Raw genomic sequence first — 18698 nt, 5'->3', positions numbered from 1 at the left:
GTGAAGTTATTTGTCGGGGGGTCAGTCTTCGTCGAAGCCTGAGTTGAACAGCTCAATCACCGCTGCCAGGGCCTGTTCTTCCTGCGGCCCGGTGGCTTCAATTTCGATCTGGCGGCCCTGGGCGGAATCCAGCATCAGCAGCGCGATCACGCTGCTGGCTTCCGCTTCGGTGCCGCTGTCATTACGCAGCAGCACTTCGGCGTCAAAACTCTGCACCAGCTCAAACAGCTTCATAGCCGGGCGGGCGTGCATGCCCAGCTTGTTCTTGATTTCAACCGTCTGCTTGACCGTCATTGTTGTTTACGCTTTTCCAGTGTGCGGTGACGTGACTGCACGTTCTTGCCGCGTGAACGGAAATAATCCGCCAGCTGTTCAGCCACGTACACCGAACGGTGCTTACCGCCGGTACAACCAATGGCGACGGTCAGATAGCTGCGGTTGTTGGTCTCCAGCATCGGCAGCCACTGTTCCAGATAGCTGCGGGTCTGGTAAATGAAGTTGTGCACTTCGGTGTGGCGATCGAGGAACGAGGCCACGGGTTTATCCAGGCCGGTCATCGGGCGCAGTTTTGGGTCCCAGTGCGGGTTGGGCAGGAAACGTACGTCGAACACGTAATCGGCATCGATAGGAATACCGTGCTTGAAGCCGAAGGATTCGAACACCATCGTCAGCTCGCGTTCGCGTTTGCCCAACAGACGGGTACGCAGCATTTCCGCCAGTTCATGCACCGACATTTCCGAGGTATCGATGATCAGATCGGCACGGGAACGCAGCGGTTCCAGCAGATCGCTTTCTTCATCGATCGCGCTTTCCAGCGACAGGTTCTTGGCAGAGAGAGGATGCAGGCGACGGGTGTCGCTGTAGCGGCGGATCAGGGTGTTGCGATCGGCATCAAGGAACAGCAGCTGTGGTGTGAAGCTCTCCGGCAACTGGGTCATTGCATATTCAAACACTTCCGGCGATTCCGGCATGTTACGGACGTCGATGCTTACCGCAGCGGAGCTATTACGTTCGGCCAGCGTCTGGGCCAGTTGTGGCAACAACACCACGGGCAGGTTATCAACGCAGTAAAAACCCATGTCTTCCAGCGCCCGCAAGGCGACGGATTTCCCCGAACCGGAACGGCCGCTGACAATCATCAGCACCATGTGGTAACTCCCCTGGCATCTCAATGGCGCTCATCGCCACCGTTAGGATCTATTATCCGGGCCACGGCCCGGATATATCATAAGTAAAACAGTAGCGTTTTCATGGCTGAAAGTCACGCCAGCCGATGGTTACTCGGTGATGATCTGATACAGCTCTTCGTCGCTCAGCGCTGCGCGCAGGCGGCGGCACACGGTTTTGTCGGCCAGCCGTTTGGCAACCAGCGACAGCGTATGCAAATGAGTTTTACATTGATCGGCCGGTACCAGCAAGGCGAACAGCAGATCGACTGGTTGATTATCAATGGCATCAAAGGCGATAGGTTGCTCAAGGCGGATAAACACGCCAACGGCCCGCAAAGTGTCCTCTTCCAGTTTGCCATGTGGGATCGCGATACCGTTGCCGATACCGGTACTGCCCATACGCTCCCGGGTAAGTATTGCGTCAAACACCACCTGTGAAGGTAGGTTGAGCTGTTTGGCCGCCAGCTCGCTGATAATTTCCAAAGCCCGTTTCTTGCTGGTGCAGTGTACCGAGCTTCTGGTGCACTCGATGTTTAACACCGAGCTTAATTGCATTATTTCGTTGTTCATCTCATCTTCACTTAAAACCGCATCCTGTCGCTTTATTGCAAGCCTGCTTTACCATTGGCAAGTAGGCTTGCGCTGATAACCTTCATGAAACGGTTTTTCGCCTGTTTAACCCTGATGGCTTATCGGCGCATACCCATACAGGTGCTGCGCCGAGGGTTGCCGTGTAGCCAATTTGACTACGATGTGGACCATTATGCATCGCATAACGGCCCAGAATGTCAGTGTTGCTTTAGTTTGTCTTTATGTTTGTTCAATTGACGCGCCAGTTTGTCGATCAGACAGTCAATTGCGGCATACATATCTTCTTTTTCCGAGGTGGCGTGCAACTCGCCGCCATTCACATGCACCGTTGCTTCCGCAATCTGCTGCACTTTTTCCACACTGAGTACGACATATACCTGATTAATGCGGTCAAAATACTGCTCGAGTTTGGCAAACTTGGTGTTGACGAACTCACGCATGGGTTCGGTGATTTCGACGTGGTGTCCGGTAATGTTGAGCTGCATAATGTCTTCCTTCTCTATAGAGGTCAAACCAACTGTTTACGCTGGTTGGACGGCGGGATGGACAAAGACTCTCGGTACTTGGCGACGGTGCGCCGTGCCACCATGATCCCCTGATCGGAAAGCATCGTGGTCAGTTTACTGTCGCTAAGCGGTTTGGCGGGGTTTTCCGCTGCGATCAATTTCTTCACTAATGCCCGGATCGCCGTAGAGGAGGCTTCGCCACCGCTGTCGGTATTCACATGGCTGGAGAAGAAATACTTCAATTCGAAAATACCACGCGGGCTATGCAGGAACTTCTGCGTCGTCACGCGTGAGATTGTCGACTCATGCATTTCCACGGCCTGGGCGATATCTGCCAGCACCATGGGCTTCATAAATTCTGCACCCTGTTCAAAGAACGCTTCCTGCTGTTCGACAATACAGCGGGTCACCTTGAGCAGCGTGTCGTTCCGGCTTTCCAGACTCTTGATCAGCCACTTTGCTTCCTGCAAATTGCTGCGGATATACTGGCCGTCGGCATCGTTGCGCACCGTGTTGCCCAGTGCCGCATATTGCTGGTTGATTTTCAGCCGTGGGATGCTGTCGGCATTAAGCTCCACCACCCACTTATCCTGCACCTTGCGTACCAGCACATCCGGGATCACATACTCGGATTCCCCGGTATTGATCGATTGCCCGGGGCGCGGATCGAGCGAGTGGATCAACACCATCGCTTCTTTCAGTGTATCTTCTTTTAAGCGAGTTGTTCGCATCAGACTGCGAAAGTCGTGGTTGGCCAGCAAATCCAGATGTTCACTGACGATCAGACGGGCTTCAGCCAGATAGGGAGTGTCTTTGGCGTACTGGGAAAGCTGGATCAACAGGCAATCACGCAGATCGCGTGCCGCGACGCCGACCGGATCAAAACGCTGTACGCGCTTCAATACCGCTTCGACCTCGTCCATCGTCACATTATCGTCACCCATACTTTCCAGAATGTCTTCCAGCGGTACGGTGAGATAGCCCGTGTCATCAACGGCGTCGACGATCGAGGTGGCGATGGCGGCATCGGTGTCGGAGAACGGCGTCAGATCCACTTGCCACATCAGGTAGTCCTGCAGCGTTTGCGTGGTTTCGCCCTGATAGACCGGAAGTTCGTCATCGCCATAATCAGTACCGGTACCGGAAGGGGTACCCGCGGTATAGATCTCATCCCAGGTGGCATCCAGAGGCAGCTCTTCGGGCATGTCCTTCTGTTCCAGCGCTTCGCGGGTGTCTAGCCCTTCGGTCTCGATGCTTTCTTTGGTGTCGACCTCTTCGTGCTGGTCTTCGGACTGTTCAAGCAGCGGGTTGCTCTCTAGTGCCAGTTGGATCTCCTGCTGGAGCTCAAGCGTGGACAGCTGCAACAGGCGGATCGCCTGCTGAAGTTGGGGGGTCATGGCCAGTTGCTGGCTGAGCCTGAGTTGCAAACCTTGCTTCATAATCTTCTGCTACTTCCGTTAACGGTGGCCTGTTGGCCTGCCGCTAGAGCTTATAGGCGGAACTCTTCGCCCAGATAAACGCGTTTCACCTGCTCATCGGCCAGAATGGCGTCCGGTGTACCGTGGGCAATCAGCTTGCCCTGGCTGACGATATAGGCACGTTCACACACGTCAAGCGTCTCGCGTACGTTATGATCGGTGATCAGCACGCCAAGGCCGCTGTCACGCAGGTGCTCGATGATTTTCTTGATATCGATAACGGAAATCGGGTCAACCCCGGCGAAAGGCTCATCCAGCAGGATAAATTTCGGGTTGGCGGCCAACGCGCGGGCAATCTCCACGCGGCGGCGTTCACCCCCGGAAAGCGATTGGCCCAGATTGTCACGCAGGTGGGAGATATGAAACTCTTCCAGCAGCTCGATAGCCCGATCGTTGCGCTGTTCACTGGTGAGATCGGCGCGGATCTCCAGCACCGCCATCAGGTTGTCGTAAACACTCAGGCGGCGGAAGATTGAGGCTTCCTGCGGCAGGTAACCGATACCGCGGCGTGCTCGGGCGTGCAGCGGCAGGATACTGATATCTTCGTCATCGATCACGATGCGCCCGGCGTCGCGCTGAACGATGCCAACCACCATGTAGAAAGTGGTGGTCTTACCGGCACCGTTTGGCCCCAGCAGGCCGACGATCTCGCCAGATTTCACTTTCAGGCTCACGTCTTCAACGACTTTGCGGCCTTTGTAGGCTTTCGCCAGGTTTTCTGCGATGAGTGTTGCCATAAGTAATTAGTTACTCTTCTTTTGACCGTTTTTGTCTTGCAACTGTGATGGCACCAGAACCGTGGTCACGCGTTTGCCTTTATCGCTGAACGCCTGCATCTGCTGCTGTGGCACCAGATAGGTAATACGGTCGCCCTTCACGTTGCTGTCGAGCTGTTCCAGATAGGCGTTGCCGGTGAGGGTGATCAGCTGTGTCGCAACGTCGTAACGGACTTTCTGCGCATGGCCTTTTACCGGCTTGCCGCTGTCCTGCATCTGGTAGAAGGTTACCGGAGTGCCGAACGCTTCAATATAGGTTTTGTTCTGATCGCCACCCGGGCGCGTGACCACGACCTTGTCGGCCTTGATCTCGATAGTGCCCTGCTTGATCACCACATTGTCGGTAAAGGTGCTGACGTTGCTCTGCATATCCAGCGACTGTTTCAGCGAGTCGATACTTACCGGTTGGTCAGAGTCGGATTTCAACGCCAATGCGGGGGAGCTGGCGGTCAAAACGAGGCTGACGATCAACAGATTACGGAGTTGGCTTTTGGTTCTGAATTTCATAGTTGGTCTTGACCTTATCAATCAGCTCAGCGGTTTTGTTCCGCAGATTACCACGCATTTTCATGCCGTTAGAGGTGAAATTCGTGCCGAACAGTGTCACTTCATCATCGGAAGAGACGTCCTGGGTGACCAGATTAATCTGGGCATTATCGGTTTTAATTTTTTCCAGCTGTGAGGTGGTTGTCAAACTGTTCACCTCCACGTGGCCGTACAGATACAGCATGCGGTTTTTGGTCAGCTTGGCACGATCGGCGCGTATCGACCAGGTGGCCACGGCACGCTCATCAAACAGCGTCATCACCGGCTGGGTGAACCAGCTTAACTCATCGGCGGTGTAATATTTAACCTCTTCTGCCACCAGCTTGTAGCTTAGTTGCCCGGCCGGGTTGTACACCACGGTCACGGTATGCTGGCTCTGATAGGTCGGGTCCTGGTTGTTGACCGGTACCGAGCTGCTGTCATCACTGAAATCGGCCATGTTCCAGCCAATCAGCGCCAGCGCGATCACGGTCAGCAAGAGGGTGATCCAAAGTTTGGTTTTACTCATATTGACAGCCCTTTGGCGTCCTCCAGCTTGTTTTGCGCCAGCAGGATCAGGTCGCACAGCTCGCGTACTGCACCACGACCACCGTTGATGCGGGTCACATAATGGGCGCGAGGTAACAAAATTGGATGTGCATCGGCCACTGCTACGGCCAGACCGACTTCGGCCATCACCGGCCAGTCGATCAGATCGTCGCCGATGTAGGCGATTTCATCTGGCATCAGGGACAGTTTATCCAACAGTTCACGGAAGGCCAAAAGCTTATCGGACTGCCCCTGATACAGATGGGTGATATCCAACGTTTTTGCCCGGTCTTCCAGTAGCTTGGCCGAACGCCCGGTGATGATGGCTACCTCGATCCCCGAGGTTTTCAGGCAGCGGATGCCGTAGCCGTCACGGACGTTGAAGGCTTTAAGCTCTTCACCGTTATTGCCCATGTAGATCAGGCCGTCTGACAGCACACCGTCGACATCACAAATCAACAGGCGGATTTTCCCGGCGCGTGCCATGACTTCTTCAGCTACCGGCCCGTAACAGGTTTCAACCAGACTCATGCAGTTGGTTCCTTTCATTAAATGACGCCAGCGCGCAGCATGTCATGCATATGTACCACACCCAGCAATTGGTCGCCATCGGCAACCAGCACGGCGGTGATATGGCGTTGCTGCATCAGATTGAGCGCATCGACCGCCAGCAGGTTCGGGCGCACCCGGATACCGCCCAGGGTCATGACGTCGGTGATTTTGGCATTATTCAGATCGATGCCCATATCGAACACCCGGCGCAAGTCACCGTCGGTAAAAATACCGGCGATCTTCATCAGGTCGTCGCAGATCACCGTCATGCCCAGATTTTTACGGGTGATCTCCAGTAGCGCGTCGCGCAGCGAGGCTTCGGCGCTGACGTGCGGAATTTCGTCGCCGCTGTGCATGATATCGCTAACGCGCAGCAGCAGGCGGCGCCCCAATGCTCCACCAGGGTGAGACAGGGCGAAATCTTCCGGGGTAAAGCCCCTGGCCTTCAGCAGCGCTACGGCTAACGCATCACCCATGACCAAGGTGGCAGTGGTGCTGGTGGTAGGAGCCAGACCCAGTGGGCAAGCCTCCTGTGGCACCTTGATACACAGATGCACATCTGCCGCCTTGCCCATCGAGCTTTCCGGGTTGTTGGTCATGCAAATCAGTGGGATCTGCTGGCGTTTCAACACCGGGATCAGCGCCAGAATTTCGTTCGACTCACCGGAGTTGGAGATCGCCAGCACGATGTCCTGCGCCGACACCATGCCAAGATCGCCGTGGCTGGCCTCCGCCGGATGCACGAAGAACGCCGGGGTTCCGGTGCTGGCCAGCGTGGCGGCAATTTTGCAGCCGATATGGCCGGATTTACCCATGCCCATGACCACGACTTTACCGCAGCATCCGGCGATCGCTTCACATGCCCGGGTAAAATCTGCATTGATGTACCGATCGAGCTGGGCCAGGCCATCACGCTCAATCTGGAGTACTTCTTTGCCGGCCTGCTGAAAGTCAAAGCCCGGTTGCAACTGGATAGATGACATACTCATTCTCAACGGTTAGCCGAACGTACTGAAAGGGTTAAAGAACAGCACTGCAAGATACGCAATAAAGCCACATAATAACAGAGCTCCTGCCAGATGACCGATACGATGTTTGCGGCCAATACACAGCGCGGCAAGCAGGATACTGGCAGCCAGCATTACCCAGTAATCACGCTGGAAGGCGGCGGGATCGATACTGCCCGGTGACAGCAGGGCGGGGACGCCCAGTACAATCACCGTGTTAAAAATCGTCGAGCCGATGATATTCCCTACCGCCATATCATCTTCGCCTTTTAGTGCTCCGGCGATCGAGGTGGCCAATTCGGGCAGGCTGGTGCCGATGGCGATAATCGTCAGGCCAACCACCAGTTCGCTCAGGCCGAAGTAGTGGGCAATCACTGAGGCGTTATCGATGATCATCTTTGATGACAGCGGCAGAATAATGAAGGCCAGCACCAGCCAGAGAAAGGCCACGGTGTTGCTGCTGTCCTGCGGCAGTTCGGCGAGTTGCTCCACCGTCAGGCTGTCGTTGCCTTCACGTTGCGCCAGCCTGGCGATTTTCAGCATCAGCAGGATGAAACCGGTGGCGGCTAACAGCAGCAGCACGCCATCGAACCGGCTCAGGGTGTTATCCATCAGCACATAGCCGCACAACAGAATAACCCCCAGCATCAGCGGTAATTCACGCCGTAACACTTCGGAACGAACCGACAGCGGATGGATCAGGGCTGCCACCCCCAGGATCAGTAAAATATTGGTGATGTTGGAGCCAATCACGTTGCCAACCGCCAGGTTGGTCTGCCCATTGAGGGCGGCGGTGACCGACACGATCAATTCTGGCAGTGACGTGCCGATACCGACTATCGTCATGCCGATAATCAACGGGGGAACCCCCAGCGAGCGGCTAATCACCGCCGCACCATAAACCAGTCTATCTGCCCCATACACCAGTAAAAATAAACCAACGATCAACAGTACTATCGCGAGAAACATTCAGGGTCCTATATTGGGTATGCCCGTTGTCTTTCAAGCTGCAGCGTTGTTACCCGCACTCGCCCACCCCAGTCACTTACTAAAGTAAGTTCCTGAGGATGAACGAGCTTGTCGCCTAGCTGCAGCTTGAAATCCATAGGGTATAATAATCCCGGTTCGTTGGTTAAAGACCATCATCGGCCAGCTTGCTTACCCCTCGTTGCACATAACAACGAATTTTCCCGGCTATACCCCTCGTCTTTCAAGCAGCAACTTGAAATTTATAGGGTATAAAAATTGAACAATTTTGTTTTTTTACGTTATTACCTAATTTTGACCGTCTGGAGCCTAAAAGTAAAACCTATGGCATCATTGGTAGCGCATTGACGGTAAGTTTCGGTAAAAATGGGACGTATCGCCCCTATTTGCTTTACCATCACGGATGAGTTGGCAAAAAATAGCCTGTACAGGATCAATAAAAATGCACCAGAAGGCAGATAATCTGGTCGAAGTGCGCGGTATGAGCTTCTCTCGCGGCGATCGGCTGATATTTGAAGACATCAACCTGACGGTTCCTCGTGGCAAGATAACGGCCATCATGGGGCCGTCCGGCATTGGTAAAACCACGCTGTTACGCCTGATTGGTGGCCAGTTGAGCCCGGATTGCGGCGAGATCTGGTTTGATGGGGACAACATCCCGGCGCTGTCGCGCCATCAGTTGTATGAATCACGCAAGAAGATGAGCATGTTGTTTCAGTCGGGAGCGCTGTTCACCGATCTGACGGTATTTGAGAACGTGGCTTACCCGCTGCGTGAGCACAGCCGCCTGCCAGAGCCGATCCTGCGCAGCACGGTGCTGATGAAGCTGGAAGCCGTAGGGCTACGCGGCGCGGCAGATCTGATGCCAAACGAGCTTTCCGGCGGGATGGCCCGGCGAGCTGCCCTGGCGCGTGCTATTGCGCTGGATCCGACATTGATCATGTTCGACGAACCCTTCGTTGGCCAGGATCCGATCACCATGGGCGTGCTGGTCAAACTGATCGATGAGCTGAATAACGCGCTCGGGATCACCTGCATCGTGGTATCCCATGATGTGCCAGAAGTCTTGAGTATCGCGGATTACGCCTATATTGTGGCGGACCACCATGTGATTGCCGAAGGTTCGGCACCGCAATTACAGAACAATCCTGATGCGCGAGTGCGCCAGTTTCTGGATGGTATTGCCGATGGGCCGGTACCATTCCGTTACCCAGCCGGTGATTATCAGACAGAGCTTTTAGGGGAAGGGAGTAAATAACCTCATGTTTTTAAAGGCGTTAGCGTCGTTAGGGCGCCGTGGCATCAACACCAGCGCTGCCTTTGGACGCGCCGGGCTGATGCTGTTCCACGCGCTGATTGGGCGCCCGGAACCGCGCAAACAATGGCCGCTGCTGCTCAAACAACTATACAGCGTGGGCGTTCAGTCGCTGTTGATCATCATGGTTTCCGGCTTGTTTATCGGCATGGTATTGGGGCTGCAAGGTTACATCATCCTTACCACCTACAGTGCCGAGGCGAGCCTGGGCATGATGGTGGCGTTGTCATTGCTACGTGAACTGGGGCCGGTAGTGACCGCTCTGCTGTTCGCTGGCCGCGCCGGTTCGGCTCTGACGGCCGAAATCGGTCTGATGAAGGCCACCGAGCAGATCTCCAGCCTGGAAATGATGGCGATCGATCCGTTGCGGCGTATTGTTGCCCCACGTTTCTGGGCCGGTCTTATCAGTATGCCGCTGCTGACGATTATTTTCGTGGCCATCGGTATCTGGGGTGGCGCGATTGTTGGCGTGGACTGGAAGGGGATCGACAGCGGTTTCTTCTGGTCGGCGATGCAAGGGGCCGTAGAATGGCGTCAGGATTTACTTAACTGCCTGATCAAGAGCGTGGTATTTGCCATTACCGTTAGCTGGATTGCGATCTTCAATGGTTATGATGCCGTACCGACCTCTGAAGGGATTAGTCAGGCAACGACAAGGACCGTGGTACATTCGTCACTGGCGGTGTTGGGATTGGATTTCGTGCTGACTGCACTGATGTTTGGGAATTGATTCGATGCAAACGAAGAAGAGTGAAATCTGGGTTGGGGCGTTTATGCTGATTGCGCTGTGCGCCATCATCTTCCTCTGCCTCCAGGTGGCCAATATTAAATCGATCGGTAATGAACCGACTTACCGTATCTACGCCACCTTCGATAATATTGGTGGTTTGAAAGCTCGCTCGCCGGTGAAGATCGGTGGGGTGATGGTTGGCCGGGTTGCGGCTATCTCGCTCGATCCGAAGACCTACACGCCACGCGTGGCACTGGATATCCAGCAACAATACAACCAACTGCCAGACACCAGCTCGTTGGCGATCCGTACCTCCGGCCTGCTGGGTGAACAGTATCTGGCGCTGAACGTCGGTTTTGAAGATCCCGAGATGGGTACGGCTATCCTTAAGGATGGTGGGACCATTCAGGATACCAAATCAGCCATGGTGCTGGAGGACTTGATCGGCCAGTTCCTCTACAAGAGCGGTGGTCAGGATAGCCCGAATTCACCGGATGGCGCCGCTGCAGCTCCGGCACCGGATGCCGCAGCGCATTCCGCTACAACTCATTAATCGAGGAAACCTGCATGTTGAAACGTTTTTTAATGGTTGCCCTGCTGGTGGTTGCTCCGCTAGCTAATGCGGTCGATCAGACTAACCCCTACAGCCTGATGCAAGACGCAGCGCAGAAAACCTTCACCCGCCTGAAAAGCGAGCAGCCAAAAATCAAGCAGGATCCCAACTACCTGCGCGCCATCGTGCATGAAGAACTGATGCCGTTCGTGCAGGTGAAATATGCCGGTGCGCTGGTATTGGGCCGTTACTACAAAGACGCCACGCCAGCCCAGCGCGAAGCTTACTTCACCGCCTTCCAGGCCTATCTGGAGCAGGCGTATGGCCAGGCGTTAGCCATGTACCAAGGCCAGACCTATCAGATCGAACCGGAACAGCCGTTAGGCAATGCCGATATCATCGCGATCCGCGTGACCATCATCGATAAAGGTGGCCGCCCACCGGTGCGTCTGGATTTCCAATGGCGCAAGAACAGCAAAACCGGCCACTGGCAGGCGTATGACATGATTGCCGAAGGCGTGAGCATGATCACCACCAAGCAGAATGAATGGGCATCAACCCTGCGCCTCAAAGGCGTAGACGGTTTGACCCAGCAGCTGCAAGCGGCCGCCAAACAGCCGATCACCCTGGATCAGAAAAATTGATGGCCGCAGCGCTGAGCTGGGTATCACAACAGCAAACGCTGGTGCTGAGCGGCGAGCTGGATCGTGAGACGTTATTGCCGCTGTGGCAGCAGCGTGAGATGTTGTTGGCGGATAAAACCGTGATTGATGTGGCTCAGTTGCAGCGTGTGGACTCTTCCGGTCTGGCCCTGCTGCTGCATTTACGTGAGCAACGGCACCAGCAGGGAATTGAGATAAAAATTTCCGGCATCACCGAACGGCTGCAAACGCTGATCACGCTCTACAATTTGTCAGCAATAATACCTGTCGAAACCGCTAGTTAGCCGCATTTCTGGCTGTTAGACCGGGAAAAATCAGTTAAAGGCCCCTGTTGCTCAGGGGCTTTTTCTTTGGTTTAAGAAAGCGGCGGATTCTACTAAGATAGACGTCAAGAAGTCGCCCCGGGTGACTATGATCCTTCGATGCAGAATTGGATACTATGGAAAATAGCGAAATTAAAGACGTGCTGATGAAGGCGTTGGCACTGGAAGAAGCGCATGTGACCGGCGATGGCAGCCATTTTCAGGTGATTGCCGTGGGGGAACTGTTCGCCACCATGAGCCGCGTCAAGAAACAGCAAGCCGTCTATGCGCCGCTGATGGAATACATCGCGGACAACCGCATTCATGCTTTGTCGATCAAGGCATATACCCCAGAAGAGTGGCAGCGGGATCGCAAACTCAACGGATTTTAAGGCTGTTTGCCCAGCGGGCAGGCAGCTCAGAACAGATAACAGAGAGTAGTTAAATGGATAAATTTCGTGTGCATGGCCGTACCCGTCTCAGCGGTGAAGTGACCATTTCCGGGGCGAAAAACGCCGCCCTGCCGATCCTGTTTGCCGCCTTGCTGGCGGAAGAGCCTGTTGAACTGCAAAACGTCCCGAAGCTCAAGGACATTGACACCACCATCAAACTGCTCAGCCAGTTGGGCACCAAGATCGAGCGTAACGGTTCGGTCTATGTTGATGCCAGTGGCGTGAACGAGTTTTGTGCTCCCTACGATCTGGTGAAAACCATGCGTGCCTCCATTTGGGCATTGGGGCCGCTGGTAGCACGTTTTGGCCGTGGTCAGGTCTCGCTGCCCGGTGGCTGTGCCATTGGCGCACGTCCGGTTGACCTGCACATTACCGGCCTGGAGCAGCTGGGTGCGGAAATCAAACTGGAAGAGGGTTACGTTAAAGCCTCTGTGGAAGGGCGCCTGAAGGGCGCACATATCGTGATGGATAAGGTCAGCGTAGGCGCGACCGTCACCATCATGAGTGCCGCAACCCTGGCGACCGGTACCACCATCATCGAGAACGCGGCGCGTGAGCCGGAAATCGTTGATACCGCCAACTTCCTCAACACGCTGGGTGCCAAAATCAGCGGCGCTGGCACGGACAGGATCACCATTGAAGGCGTTGAACGCCTGGGTGGCGGAGTTTACCGTGTGCTGCCAGACCGTATCGAAACCGGTACCTTCCTGGTTGCCGCTGCCGTTTCTGGTGGCAAGGTGATGTGCCGCAATACTCGCCCAGATACGCTGGATGCGGTGTTGGCCAAACTGCGTGAAGCAGGGGCCGATATCGAAGTGGGTGAAGATTGGATCAGCCTGGACATGCATGGCAAACGCCCGAAAGCGGTAACCGTGCGCACGGCTCCACACCCTGGTTTCCCAACCGATATGCAGGCGCAGTTCAGCCTGTTGAACCTGGTAGCGGAAGGGACCGGCGTGATCACCGAGACGATCTTCGAAAACCGCTTTATGCACGTGCCTGAGCTGATCCGTATGGGTGCACACGCAGAAATCGAAAGCAACACCGTGATTTGCCACGGCGTAGAGCAGCTTTCTGGTGCACAGGTGATGGCGACCGATCTGCGTGCCTCTGCCAGCCTGGTATTGGCGGGTTGTATTGCCGAAGGCGTAACGGTGGTGGATCGTATTTATCACATCGACCGTGGCTACGAACGCATTGAAGACAAACTACGTGCGCTGGGTGCCAATATCGAACGTGTGAAAGGCGAGTAATCGTAACAGCTAATAACCTATGCCCCTTCTGGGGGGCGTAGGTGCTTCAATATCTTAGTGCCTCTCCCTGCTCCCTCCTTGATTGATCGATTAAAACCATTAGCCAGGTTTACGGTTAAGATTTTACTATAAAAAATTTCAATGTTTACAACGACATTTTTGCTATTAAGTGTCTGGAAACATTGATATCAGCTTTTATCCTCATTACTCTACGTATGCGGTAGATACTCCATACTCCAGTCATGCTAATGATATTCCCGCTAAAAGCGCCAGTTCGGTCGTGTTTCAATCGGGAAAGGCGCGTCATTGCCATTTGCGCGATCGCCACACTCATTATTTGCGTCGTCAAGGAAGAAGAGCCATGCAACAGACCTTACCGGACTGGCTGAGGAACACGGTTGGCACGCCGTTATACGCCGTTCTGGCCAATACCAACGGTGCTGAAGGCATCAAAGCCTATTACCGTGAGGACGGTAGCCGCACGCCTTTCGGGCTTTATGCCAACACACAATATGCCAACTGGTTTGAAGTGATGCCGGTGTTGGTGCAAATCAATGAAGGTAGTCCATTCCTGCGCTGGGTGGCAGAGACGCCCCTGCGCAATTGGGGCTGGCTGGCACGTTCGCCGCTGTCTCAGACAACCATTACGGACCATCTTCGTGGCCTGACCCAGGTGATCATGCCTTCAGGTAAAGAGGTGTTTTTCCGTTATTGGGATGGCCGGTTCCTCCCTACCTACTTTGACTATTACGGCGACCACTGGGGCGAGATCCTGCCGGTCTTTTCCGCTTATTGGGTTAATGGCCGAGCTTTCACCTGCCCGGTAATACCTGATGCGCCGTTACAGGTGTTCCCTTGGTGGCGAGTCCCTCAAGGTGTAGTGGATGCACAGCTGGATAAGGACGTATTGCCTCTGGTGCTCAATATCTGCCAGATCCTGCGGCGGGACTACGCCGATGTGGTTGCCCGTTGGCCTGACGCGATATTGGAGAAAAAAATACGCCGCCTGCTTACTCCGCAGCGCCGTCGCGATCCCCAGATCCTGGCCGAGATCCTGCGCACCCTCGCACACGCTTAATTATCATGGAGAGCCGATGTCATGGATTACTATCAGGGAAGAATCAGAACGCTTGAAGATTATACTCGCGTGTTGGAAGGGAAGTCTCCGCTCCCACAGTCAAAGTTGACCTTAGCCGATAAAGATGAGGATGTTAAGCAAATCCTGTCGGAGTTCAGCCAGGTGATGGCGAGCTACAAGAAGACCAATGCAGACTGGTGGTATGGCTCGCTGCTGAACATGAAACAGCAATTCATGCTTGGTGATATGGAGCGTGAGTCCGCCCCTCTGGAGGACAAATCGGTAGATATTGCTATGAGTTGCAGCATTCAGCCCCAGAGCAAGGTTATTCTTATGCCCAATTTAATCTAGGGTTAATGTATAGCCATGGTAATGGTATAGCAGCAGATCCAGAGCAGGCAATATTTTGGTACCGTAAAGCAGCAGATCAAGGCTTGGTTTATGCCCAATTTAATTTAGGCGTTATGTATGAGAATGGCAAGAAAGTAGTCTTCAACGACCAAGCCGAATATGAAGCAGTCAGTGGCGATGCATTTTCTTGTTTTTGCGAAATAAGAAATCATTATTCTGATGTTGTGTTTATGTGCAAAGGTGCTAAACGTAATGTCTATCCTTCCAGTATGTGCAGAGATATGTCTGGCGGGTTGATTGCCTATGAATTCCATGAGGGCAAGCACGCGAAATCAGAGGATATAGTTCCTATTTTCAATTTTGACGATGAAGATATAGTGTCTCCGGAAGAGCAAAAGCAGCATTTTTTATCTTGGGCACAATCTGAGCGATGTTGAATTCTATATCATAACTGCGTTTAATACCGCTTCACCTGTAGCGCCATTAGACGCAGCCGTTAAGAAAGTAATAAACCATCGCCTTGCTACGGATGATCTCTGCTGTTAGTTATTATCCTCCGGGAACTCACCCACCGCCATATGCAGCGTAATGCGTTGCCCATCGCGCAGCACCACCACCGGGATCTCCGTCCCAGGGCGGATCTCCGCCACCTGATCCATAGTCTCCAATACCGAAACCGCCGGTTTGTTATCGACGTTAATGATGATGTCATTAATATGGAACGCCGCATTGGCGGCCGGGCCGTTAGGGGTAATTTCGGTCACGATGATCCCCTGGAGGCGGTCGATGCCGGTCGCCGAGGTGCGCACCGGGATAATCTCTTTACCCTGAATACCAAAGTAGCCGCGGATCACCCGGCCATCACGGATCAGCTTATCCATGATCTTGGTTGCCAACTCTACCGGGATGGCAAAGCCTAGCCCCTCTGGTGTTTCGCCATCGGTGATCTTGTCATAGGTCAGCGTGTTGATGCCCATCAGCTCACCCAGGGAGTTAACCAGCGCACCGCCGGAGTTACCCCGGTTGATTGAAGCATCGGTTTGCAGGAAGGTTTGTCGCCCGGTGGTGCTCAGGCTGATACGCCCGGTAGCGCTGATAATGCCCTGGGTAACGGTTTGCCCAAGGTTGTACGGGTTACCGATCGCCAGCGCCACATCACCGATGCGTGCAGGGCGTGCGGTATTGATTGGGATCACTGGCAAGTTGCCAGGATCGATTTTCAGTACTGCCAGGTCGGTCAGGCTATCGGAACCGACCAATAACGCCTCGTAGCGGCGGCCATCTTGCAGTACGGCGGTGATCTGCTGGGCGTCTTTGATTACGTGGCGGTTGGTAATGATATAGCCGCGATCGTTCATGATCACACCGGAGCCCAGAGAGAGCACGTTGGCCGCGCCGCTGATGTTGCGGTTGTAGATGTTGACGACGGCAGGAGCAGCCCGGCGCACGCCGGTATTATAGCTGGCCGGAGTTTGATCGCTGGTATTCTCAGATTTGCTGGCGAATATGTTATTGGCGGAACGCAATACGGGCAGGGCGGCCAGCAGTATACCGGCGACGACCAAACCAATAACAATAGAACGCAAGAGCTTAGCAAACATAGAGTTTTAGTTAGTGTTGGGGAAGATGAAGGGAGGATAGCACGAGTTAACCGGGCGCAATATGCTGGCGCGCCCGGTTTCGCAACAAATTAACGCAGCAACAGATAAATGTTTTCGTCGCCACGTACGATGTTCAGCGCCATCACCGCCGGTTTAGCCTCGAGCAGCTTACGCAGTGCGTTGATGTTTTCAACGCGCTGACGGTTGACGCCGATAATCACATCCCCTTTCTGCAGGCCAAACTGTGCCGCCGGAGTGCCTTTATCCACCTTGTCGATCTTCACGCCTTTATCACCGTTTGGCAGCGCACCGTTGGTGAGTGCGGCACCTTGCAGCGCAGGCGACAACGTTTCGGCGTTGGTTGATACACTTTCGCTGTTATCCAGGGTGACGGCAACGTCCATGGGTTTGCCTTCACGCAGCAGGCCCACTTTAACTGTGGTGCCCGGTGCGGTGGTGCCCACTTTGGCTCTCAGCTCGGCAAAGCTGCTGATCGGCTTGCCGTCCAGGGAAATCAGAATATCACCGGCTTTGATCCCGGCTTTGGCTGCGGCGGATTTTGGCATTACTTCGCTGACAAAGGCCCCGCGTTGGGCGTCCGTATTGAACGCTTTCGCCATATCGGCGGTCATTTCACTGCCTTTGATGCCCAGCAGGCCGCGCTTCACTTCACCAAATTCAATCAGCTGCTTGCTCAGGCTCTGCGCCATGTTGCTTGGAATGGCGAAGCCGATGCCGATGTTACCGCCGCCCGGAGCCAGGATCGCGGTGTTAATGCCGATCAGTTCACCGTTCAGGTTCACCAGCGCGCCGCCGGAGTTGCCACGGTTGATGGAGGCATCGGTCTGGATGAAGTTTTCCAACCCTTCCAGGCTCAGACCGCTACGGCCCAAAGCGGAGATGATACCGGAGGTCGCCGTCTGGCCAAGGCCGAACGGGTTACCAACGGCCACGGCAAAATCACCAACGCGCAGTTTGTCGGAGTCGGCGATTTTTACCGCCGTCAGGTTTTTGACATCGCTGACCTGCAGCAAGGCAATGTCCGACTGTTCGTCGCGGCCAATCAGCTTGGCGTCATATTCGCGGCCATCATTGAGCTGTACGCTGATCTTGTCGGCGTTATTGATGACGTGGTTGTTGGTGAGGATGTAACCCTTCGTCGCGTCGATAATCACACCGGAACCCAGCCCTTCAAACGGGCGAGTGCTTTCTTTCGGTGTAGGCATGTTCGGGCCAAAGAAGAATTTAAACTGCTCTGGCAGCTGTGGCTGGCGTTGTACCTGAGTGCCTTCTACACGCACGCTAACCACGGCGGGTAGCACTTTTTCCAGCATTGGTGCCAGGCTTGGCAGCGACTCACCCGCAACGGCGGCAGGCATGGCTGCGTTGGCTGCCGGGACGGAGGCGAACGCCAGGCTAATACTCATTGCTAATGCATTAAGAATTAAAGTTCTTTTCTTCATTGGTTGTAGCTCTCTCAAAATCTGCCGGTGAATTTTTTTACGATACTGCCATGGCAATATCATTTGTGAAGTCTAGGACAATGAATTTACGCGAAAAGTTCACTTAATCGTCAAGAGTAAGCATAGTCAGGGCGGGGAGTTAGGACGAACAAAGTGAACAACCCGTGGGATCACCCCACGGGTCAGTATAACGGGGAATCAATTACCGCGTGGTGCGCCGCGCAGCAGGCCGGAGGCCCCTTCGGAGTAGTCACGTGGCATTTCTACTGGCGCCTGATCGTTATCCGCTTCCGCTTCGGTCAGGCGATAGCGGAATGGGTTGTCCTGCATCGGCAGATCCGGCAGCAGGTTATTGGAGCTTTTCGCCATATGCTGATACAACTGGCGATAGTCGCGTGCCATGTTATCCAGCAGTTCGGCACTGCGGGCAAAATGGCCAACCAACTCCTGACGGTACTCTTCAAGTTCGGTTTTGCTTTTATCCAGTTCGTTTTGCAGCACCTGTTGCTGACGTAATTTACTGTTACCAAAACGCATCGCTACCGCACCGATCACGATACCGACCACCAAACCAATCAGCGCATACTCCCAGGTCATGATGACTCCTATTTGACTTCGTTGTTCCGCAGGGATTTTTCACTTAATAATATCCACTATAACCGTTAACCTTGTCCGAGTGGAATCCTGATAAGCCAATACCTGCAGTTTGCAGGGGTTTTCTAGGGGCAAGACGCCGATAAATGTGGCGATCAGGGTGCGAAGCGGCCGCCATCCGCCGCGAAAATTGGATAAATAAAT

24 protein-coding genes are annotated in these 18698 nt (G+C 54.2%); 10 read left to right on the top strand and 14 right to left on the bottom strand.

Features of this window, described 5'->3' with window-relative positions; genetic code table 11:
• Window positions 1-21 precede the first annotated feature (21 nt).
• From npr to ABIE29_RS04785, 11 genes are all read right to left on the bottom strand, one after another.
• The gene (npr, locus tag ABIE29_RS04835; RefSeq protein WP_021180705.1) at window positions 22-294 is read right to left on the bottom strand and encodes a PTS phosphocarrier protein NPr; all 273 of its coding nucleotides are present in this window, start codon (window positions 292-294) and stop codon (window positions 22-24) included.
• Complete coding sequence (gene rapZ, locus ABIE29_RS04830; protein WP_021180704.1) at window positions 291-1148, bottom strand: RNase adapter RapZ; 858 nt, start codon at window positions 1146-1148, stop codon at window positions 291-293. The genes npr and rapZ overlap by 4 nt, the downstream gene beginning before the upstream one ends.
• 129 nt (window positions 1149-1277) lie before the next feature.
• Complete coding sequence (gene ptsN, locus ABIE29_RS04825) at window positions 1278-1739, bottom strand: PTS IIA-like nitrogen regulatory protein PtsN (protein ID WP_429617065.1); 462 nt, start codon at window positions 1737-1739, stop codon at window positions 1278-1280.
• A 218-nt stretch (window positions 1740-1957) separates the two neighbouring features.
• Window positions 1958-2245: a ribosome hibernation promoting factor gene (gene hpf / locus ABIE29_RS04820; RefSeq protein WP_024483719.1), complete on the bottom strand. Its 288-nt coding sequence runs from the start codon at window positions 2243-2245 to the stop codon at window positions 1958-1960.
• A gap of 23 nt (window positions 2246-2268) precedes the next feature.
• Entirely contained in the window at window positions 2269-3705 is a 1437-nt protein-coding gene (rpoN, locus tag ABIE29_RS04815) for an RNA polymerase factor sigma-54 (protein WP_429617064.1), read from the bottom strand.
• A 50-nt stretch (window positions 3706-3755) separates the two neighbouring features.
• Window positions 3756-4481, bottom strand: a complete 726-nt coding sequence (lptB, locus tag ABIE29_RS04810) for an LPS export ABC transporter ATP-binding protein (RefSeq protein ID WP_071682635.1) — start codon at window positions 4479-4481, stop codon at window positions 3756-3758.
• Between the two features lie 6 nt (window positions 4482-4487).
• Window positions 4488-5027 (bottom strand): lipopolysaccharide ABC transporter substrate-binding protein LptA, encoded by a 540-nt coding sequence (lptA, locus tag ABIE29_RS04805; RefSeq protein ID WP_429617063.1) that lies wholly within the window; start codon window positions 5025-5027, stop codon window positions 4488-4490.
• Window positions 4996-5574, bottom strand: coding sequence for an LPS export ABC transporter periplasmic protein LptC (gene lptC / locus ABIE29_RS04800; RefSeq protein ID WP_429617062.1), 579 nt, complete (start codon window positions 5572-5574; stop codon window positions 4996-4998). The genes lptA and lptC overlap by 32 nt, the downstream gene beginning before the upstream one ends.
• A complete protein-coding gene (kdsC, locus tag ABIE29_RS04795; RefSeq protein WP_248945515.1) occupies window positions 5571-6125 on the bottom strand; it encodes a 3-deoxy-manno-octulosonate-8-phosphatase KdsC in 555 nt (184 codons plus the stop codon). Before kdsC ends, lptC begins: the two co-directional genes overlap by 4 nt.
• A 17-nt stretch (window positions 6126-6142) precedes the next feature.
• Window positions 6143-7129, bottom strand: a complete 987-nt coding sequence (gene kdsD, locus ABIE29_RS04790; RefSeq protein ID WP_429617061.1) for an arabinose-5-phosphate isomerase KdsD — start codon at window positions 7127-7129, stop codon at window positions 6143-6145.
• A gap of 15 nt (window positions 7130-7144) precedes the next feature.
• Window positions 7145-8122, bottom strand: coding sequence for a calcium/sodium antiporter (locus ABIE29_RS04785; protein WP_429617060.1), 978 nt, complete (start codon window positions 8120-8122; stop codon window positions 7145-7147).
• 460 nt (window positions 8123-8582) lie between these two features.
• Between ABIE29_RS04785 and mlaF the strand changes: the two genes are divergently transcribed.
• From mlaF to ABIE29_RS04735, 10 genes are all read left to right on the top strand, one after another.
• Window positions 8583-9398 carry a phospholipid ABC transporter ATP-binding protein MlaF gene (gene mlaF / locus ABIE29_RS04780; RefSeq protein ID WP_429617059.1) on the top strand — a complete coding sequence of 272 codons (816 nt, stop codon included), beginning with the start codon at window positions 8583-8585 and terminating at the stop codon, window positions 9396-9398.
• A 4-nt stretch (window positions 9399-9402) separates the two neighbouring features.
• Window positions 9403-10185, top strand: a complete 783-nt coding sequence (mlaE, locus tag ABIE29_RS04775) for a lipid asymmetry maintenance ABC transporter permease subunit MlaE (protein ID WP_429617058.1) — start codon at window positions 9403-9405, stop codon at window positions 10183-10185.
• Between the two features lie 4 nt (window positions 10186-10189).
• Complete coding sequence (mlaD, locus tag ABIE29_RS04770) at window positions 10190-10738, top strand: outer membrane lipid asymmetry maintenance protein MlaD (RefSeq protein WP_429617057.1); 549 nt, start codon at window positions 10190-10192, stop codon at window positions 10736-10738.
• A 14-nt stretch (window positions 10739-10752) separates the two neighbouring features.
• Window positions 10753-11382 carry a phospholipid-binding protein MlaC gene (mlaC, locus tag ABIE29_RS04765; RefSeq protein ID WP_429617056.1) on the top strand — a complete coding sequence of 210 codons (630 nt, stop codon included), beginning with the start codon at window positions 10753-10755 and terminating at the stop codon, window positions 11380-11382.
• Window positions 11382-11684, top strand: coding sequence for a lipid asymmetry maintenance protein MlaB (gene mlaB / locus ABIE29_RS04760; protein ID WP_429617055.1), 303 nt, complete (start codon window positions 11382-11384; stop codon window positions 11682-11684). The genes mlaC and mlaB overlap by 1 nt, the downstream gene beginning before the upstream one ends.
• Before the next feature lie 155 nt (window positions 11685-11839).
• Complete coding sequence (gene ibaG / locus ABIE29_RS04755; RefSeq protein ID WP_021180689.1) at window positions 11840-12094, top strand: BolA family iron metabolism protein IbaG; 255 nt, start codon at window positions 11840-11842, stop codon at window positions 12092-12094.
• 53 nt (window positions 12095-12147) lie between these two features.
• Window positions 12148-13407: a UDP-N-acetylglucosamine 1-carboxyvinyltransferase gene (murA, locus tag ABIE29_RS04750; protein WP_429617054.1), complete on the top strand. Its 1260-nt coding sequence runs from the start codon at window positions 12148-12150 to the stop codon at window positions 13405-13407.
• Window positions 13408-13768: 361 nt separating this feature from the next.
• Entirely contained in the window at window positions 13769-14485 is a 717-nt protein-coding gene (locus tag ABIE29_RS04745) for a DUF4123 domain-containing protein (protein ID WP_429617053.1), read from the top strand.
• 21 nt (window positions 14486-14506) lie between these two features.
• Window positions 14507-14836, top strand: coding sequence for a hypothetical protein (locus ABIE29_RS04740; protein WP_429617052.1), 330 nt, complete (start codon window positions 14507-14509; stop codon window positions 14834-14836).
• The gene (locus tag ABIE29_RS04735; RefSeq protein WP_429617051.1) at window positions 14785-15273 is read left to right on the top strand and encodes a tetratricopeptide repeat protein; all 489 of its coding nucleotides are present in this window, start codon (window positions 14785-14787) and stop codon (window positions 15271-15273) included. The genes ABIE29_RS04740 and ABIE29_RS04735 overlap by 52 nt, the downstream gene beginning before the upstream one ends.
• A gap of 105 nt (window positions 15274-15378) precedes the next feature.
• On the opposite strand, the gene degS is transcribed toward ABIE29_RS04735, so the two are convergent.
• The 3 genes from degS to zapG all read right to left on the bottom strand — a co-directional run bounded on the left by degS (window position 15379) and on the right by zapG (window position 18497).
• On the bottom strand, window positions 15379-16437 hold the full coding sequence (gene degS, locus ABIE29_RS04730) for an outer membrane-stress sensor serine endopeptidase DegS (RefSeq protein ID WP_429617050.1): 1059 nt from the start codon (window positions 16435-16437) through the stop codon (window positions 15379-15381).
• Between the two features lie 89 nt (window positions 16438-16526).
• Window positions 16527-17900, bottom strand: a complete 1374-nt coding sequence (degQ, locus tag ABIE29_RS04725; RefSeq protein ID WP_429617049.1) for a serine endoprotease DegQ — start codon at window positions 17898-17900, stop codon at window positions 16527-16529.
• Between the two features lie 198 nt (window positions 17901-18098).
• A complete protein-coding gene (gene zapG / locus ABIE29_RS04720; RefSeq protein WP_021180680.1) occupies window positions 18099-18497 on the bottom strand; it encodes a Z-ring associated protein ZapG in 399 nt (132 codons plus the stop codon).
• Window positions 18498-18698: the final 201 nt, after the last annotated feature.

Source organism: Serratia sp. 2723 (assembly GCF_050434425.1).
Taxonomy (GTDB): Bacteria; Pseudomonadota; Gammaproteobacteria; order Enterobacterales; family Enterobacteriaceae; genus Chania.
This window is presented reverse-complemented; position numbering and strand designations above follow the sequence as displayed.